Consider the following 3442-nt stretch of genomic DNA (forward strand, 5'->3'; position numbering starts at 1 on the left):
TCTTAAGGAGACATTGACAACATGGGAAGCCTATTTTATCATGGCGGAGGGTGAGATGATTGGCGGGATAGGTTTTCCCATTTTCTATCCTCTTCAGGGACGTGCGCATGCTGGTATGTTCTGCCGTTCTGGCAGTAGCCTTCGCCCTGTGGGCCGGCCTGCACAGCCTGCTGGCCAGCCTGCCGGCCAAGGCGCTGGCGCGCCGGCTGTTCGGGCCCGCCGCTGACCGCTGGTACCGGCCGGCCTACAGCGGCTTCGCGCTCCTCAGCCTCCTGCCCCTGCTCTGGCTGGCATATACCTCGCCGGACGCGTCCCTCTACAGCGTGCCGGCGCCGTGGCGCTGGTTGATGCGCGCCGGCCAGCTACTGGCGGCCGCCGGCTTCGCTGTCGCCGGCTGGCAGATGAGCGGCCTGCGCTTTCTCGGCATCACCTCCCTGCTCCGCCCGGAGCCGGCCGGGCCCTCCCAGCTCCAGACGGCCGGCCTGTACCGCTGTATGCGGCACCCCATTTACACCTTCTCCATGCTCTTCCTCTGGCTGAACCCGGATATGACCGTCAACCGCCTGCTCCTGACGGCCCTGGTCAGCCTGTATTTCTACCTCGGTTCCATTCATGAAGAGCGCCGGCTGGTGGCGGAATTCGGCGCGGCGTATCAGCAGTACCAGCGGCAGGTGCCGCGTTTCCTCCCCCGATTCGGCTGTCCGAAGCTTCAGCACATCCATCCTCAACCCGGAGCGTGAACCCATGCATGAGCTGAGCGAGAAAGCGTACAAGAAGATCGTCAACGCCTGGTGCATGTACGACTGGGCGAACTCGGCCTTCGTCACCACCGTGATGGCCGCGGTCCTGCCGCCGTTCTACAGCACCGTCGCCGGCGCCACCCTGCCCGGCAACCTGGCCACCGTCTACTGGGCGTATACCACCTCCATCGCCCTGTTCATCGGAGCGATCATGGCGCCCATCCTGGGGGCCATCGCCGATTTCGCCGGCATCAAGAAGCGCCTGCTGGCCATCTTCGCCGCCATCGGCATCGTCTTCACCGGCCTGCTCTATTTCGTCTCCACCGGCGACTGGTTGAAGGCCTCCATCTTCGTCATCATGGCGGAGATCGGGTTCAGCGGCGCGAACATCTTCTATGATTCCCTACTGCCGCATGTGGCCCGCCCGCAGGATATTGACCAGGTCTCCACCAAGGGGTATGCCATGGGCTATCTGGGCGGCGGCCTGCTGTTGGCCATCAACCTGGCCATGATCATGTTCCCGAAGGTGTTCGGACTGCCGAACGCGGAGATGGCCATTCGCGTCAGTTTCCTGACGGTGGCCGTGTGGTGGGGGGTGTTCTCTATCCCTCTGCTGCGGACGGTGCCGGAGCCGCCGGCCAGCGGGGACATTACAGAGGGGGTGAACCCGGTGGTGGGGGGATTCCGCCGGCTGGCGCAGACCTTCCGCGATATCCGCCGCTATCGCGAGCTGACCAAGTTCCTGGTCGCCTTCTGGCTGTACAACGACGGCATCGGCACCATCATCAAGATGGCCACCATTTACGGCGCCGAAATCGGCATCGGCACCACCGATCTGGTCGGGGCCCTGCTGCTGACGCAGTTCGTGGGCGTCCCCTTCTCCATCCTGTTCGGCCGGCTGGCCCGCAAGCTGGGCACCAAATCTTCCATCTTCCTGGCCCTGGGGGTCTACACCCTGATCTCCATCGCCGGCTATTTCATGAGCACCGCCTGGCACTTCTGGGTGCTGGCCGGCGCGGTTGGTCTGGTGCAGGGCGGCAGTCAGGCCCTCAGCCGCTCCCTCTTCGGCACCATGGTGCCCAAGACCAAGACCGCCGAGTTCTTCGGCTTCTACGACATCAGCTCCAAGATCGCCGGCATCGCCGGCCCCTTCCTCTTCGGCGTGGTGGGACAGCTCACCGGCTCCAGCCGGCTGAGCATTGTCTCCCTGATCATCTTCTTCATCGGAGGCATGCTCCTGTTGACCACGGTGAAGGTGGAGGAGGGACAGCGAGCGGCGCGCGAAGTGGAGCTGGCGGCGGCAGTCGCGCCGGCATCGCAGTGATGCGCCTGCGGGCGGGAGGCGGAGAATCCTCCCGCCCGTTATTTTTCGGCGCGCAGTTCCTGCACCGATTCGATCACCACATCGGCGTAAGGCTCCAGGTCCTCACGCCGGCCGATGCCGCTGGTGACGCCCACACAGCCGGCGGTGCCGGCCGCTCTCCCGGCCAGCATATCGGCCGGCGAATCCCCCACCATCAGGGCCTGCGCCGGCGCGATGCCCAGGCGCTCGCAGACGGTCAGGATGCCGTCCGGCGCCGGCTTGGGCGCTATCACATCCTCCTCGCCGGCCAGCGCGTCCACCAGGGGCCAGACGCCGGCCAGCTCCAGCATCTGCCGGGTGCGCTCGCGCTTGTCGGTGGTCACCACGGCGATGCGCAGGCCGGCCTCGCGCAGTTCCCGGAACAAGCGCACCAGGTCGCCGATGGGATGCGAAAGCTCGCTGAGGGCCGGCCAGACAAACCCCTCCGTCGCCTCCTGCACGATGGCCGTAGCCTCTCCCCAGGGATGCCCATGGCGGTAGAGGACCGCGGCCAGGATGGCGCGGATTTCGGAGGTCGTCGCCAGCGCCAGCGGACCCATGGGGTCAATGGTAGATCCGTCGCGGGAGACCCCCATGCTGGCATACAGCTCCTGCACCAGCGATTCGTCCGCGCCGGCGATCTCCTTCAGCCGGGCGACATAGCGCAGGAACAGGTACATCCACATGGCCTTGAAGTCGAACAGGGTGCCGTCCTTATCAAACAGCACGGCAGAGACGTCGAACGAACGGCCGCCGGCAAAAACCCTGGGCATGTTGCACTATCCTCATGGCAGAAATGTCCGAGACATCCTCATTATGCGGACGCGGCGGGGAATGTCAAACAAAGGGATATAGAGAGTCCTTGTCGCGCCGCGCGCCAGGGGATAAAGGCCCGGTGGTAGCCGCCTATATGCCGAGCTCATGTTGGAGGTTGCTGGGACATACCCCGGCCCTTGGCCCCTTCCTTGCCGGCGGGGAAGGGGCGTGGGGATGGGGTCGCTGGCTGATCGCCTCTACATTGGAAGCCGCGGTTGAGCGTTCCGCCCCTTCGAACGGCGGACCGATCTGCGGCGCGTCGCCCGTCCTGCGCCGGCGCGATGCCGGCACTGCCGGGAAAATGATCAGGAATTTTATGTATAGTATTGACTTGAGGGCACTTCTGATGTATAATAGAACTTGACGAAATCGGTTATTTGGCCTGGCGCAAGGGTTCGCCCACCCACCGGTGCTGTGCTTGAGAAAGGAGGCACGCAATGACTTCCAGCAAAAATCGCAAGGTGTTGGTTTCCCTGGTACTGGTGCTGGTGATGCTCCTGTTGATGGGGTCCACCATTCAGGCGGCTCCGCCGGCCAGCGCCTC

General features: G+C 64.5%; 3 protein-coding genes. 2 read left to right on the forward strand and 1 reads right to left on the reverse strand.

The genetic code is table 11. The features are described 5' to 3' along the window. Positions 1–107: 107 nt before the first annotated feature. Both H5T60_13005 and H5T60_13010 read left to right on the forward strand, forming a co-directional pair. Positions 108–740 carry an isoprenylcysteine carboxylmethyltransferase family protein gene (locus tag H5T60_13005; GenBank protein MBC7243348.1) on the forward strand — a complete coding sequence of 211 codons (633 nt, stop codon included), beginning with the start codon at positions 108–110 and terminating at the stop codon, positions 738–740. 13 nt (positions 741–753) lie between these two features. Further along, positions 754–2064, forward strand: coding sequence for an MFS transporter (locus H5T60_13010; GenBank protein MBC7243349.1), 1311 nt, complete (start codon positions 754–756; stop codon positions 2062–2064). Positions 2065–2102: 38 nt separating this feature from the next. Here the strand turns inward: H5T60_13010 and H5T60_13015 are convergent, their stop codons facing one another. After that, on the reverse strand, positions 2103–2855 hold the full coding sequence (locus H5T60_13015; GenBank protein MBC7243350.1) for an HAD family hydrolase: 753 nt from the start codon (positions 2853–2855) through the stop codon (positions 2103–2105). Positions 2856–3442: the final 587 nt, after the last annotated feature.

Source organism: Anaerolineae bacterium, assembly GCA_014360855.1.
In the GTDB taxonomy this organism is placed as follows: domain Bacteria; phylum Chloroflexota; class Anaerolineae; order JACIWP01; family JACIWP01; genus JACIWP01.

Bases quoted from the DNA above. Each gene is read 5' to 3' on its own strand.
- H5T60_13005 (MBC7243348.1), top strand. From the start codon at position 108: ATGCTGGTATGTTCTGCCGTTCTGGCAGTAGCCTTCGCCCTGTGGGCC.
- H5T60_13015 (MBC7243350.1), bottom strand. From the start codon at position 2,855: ATGCCCAGGGTTTTTGCCGGCGGCCGTTCGTTCGACGTCTCTGCCGTG.